Genomic DNA, 1,063 nt, shown 5'->3' on the forward strand with positions numbered 1-1,063 from the left:
CTAGAGCCGTGCTTTTTCAGGTTGACTAATAGGCATCGTATCCAGCAGCGGTGAGGTAGTTTCGGCACTCATCCGGTCGGACGGCGGCGAACGCGTCCTCGATGACGATGGTGAGGTCGGCGGCGGTCCGTGCTGCAGCCGTCCGGAGCAGGGCTTTGATCTTGGCAAAGACCTGCTCGATCGGATTGAAGTCGGGACTGTAGGGCGGGAGGTAGAGAACCCGTGCGCCGACCGCCTCGATGGCCTCGCGCACCCCGGCGACCTTGTGGGCGTTCAGATTGTCGAGGATGACAGTGTCACCGGGCCTCAGCACCGGAGCCAGGGTGTCGGTGACGTAGGCCCGGAAGCGCATACCATTCGTGGCTCCATCGAAGACGGTCCTGGCGATCAGTGGCGTGGCGCGCAGTGCGGCGGTGATGGGGGTGGTCTTGTAGTGCCCGTGAGGCACGGCGATCCGGCAGCGCTGACCGCACGGAGCACGACCATAGCGGCGGACCATTTTCGTCGTGGCGGCCGTCTCGTCGAGGAAAACCAAGCGATCCGGATCCAGATCGGGTTGCCCATCGAACCAGTCCTCGCGCGCGGCCCTCACATCCGACCGCTCCTGCTCGGCCGCGTAGACAGCCCCTTTTTACGGGTGATCCCATGCCGGGCGAAGAAGCGTGACAGGCTGCTTGTGCTCGCCCGGACGCCGCGTTCCGAGAGCCTGTCGCGCAGTTCCCGCAAGAAGGAGAGCGGGTGTTCTTCGTTGAACCGAAGGATCAGGGCCGCCTGCGCTTCCAGACGCTGCGAGTTGCGGTCGCCGCCCATGGGCTTGGGCGCGATCTGCCCGTCCTGCCGGAAGCGCTCGTGCCAACGGACCGCGCTGGCCGCCCCGACCCCGAAGCGTTTGGCCGCCTGGCGCCGCGATGCACCCGCTTCAATCGCGGCGACCACACGCGCGCGCAGATGCACCGACAGGGCTGAAGGCCTGGCGATCCTCCCTCGTAAGCCCAGCCAGTGAATCACACGCCAGCCCGATCGCCTACCCCAAGCGATTCAACCCGCCAGGGCACGGCTCTAG

1 protein-coding gene is annotated in these 1,063 nt (G+C 66.1%); it reads right to left on the reverse strand.

The window, feature by feature from the left end; translation table 11 throughout:
- Positions 1-25 precede the first annotated feature (25 nt).
- A protein-coding gene (locus tag MKL11_RS16270; protein WP_243945153.1) for an IS630 family transposase occupies positions 26-978 on the reverse strand; the annotation gives its coding sequence in 2 pieces (ribosomal slippage) (positions 26-627 and positions 627-978; 954 coding nt in all).
- Between the last annotated feature and the right edge of the window lie 85 nt (positions 979-1,063).

The sequence above is a fragment of the Methylobacterium sp. J-077 genome (genome assembly GCF_022829365.1).
GTDB lineage: Bacteria > Pseudomonadota > Alphaproteobacteria > Rhizobiales > Beijerinckiaceae > Methylobacterium.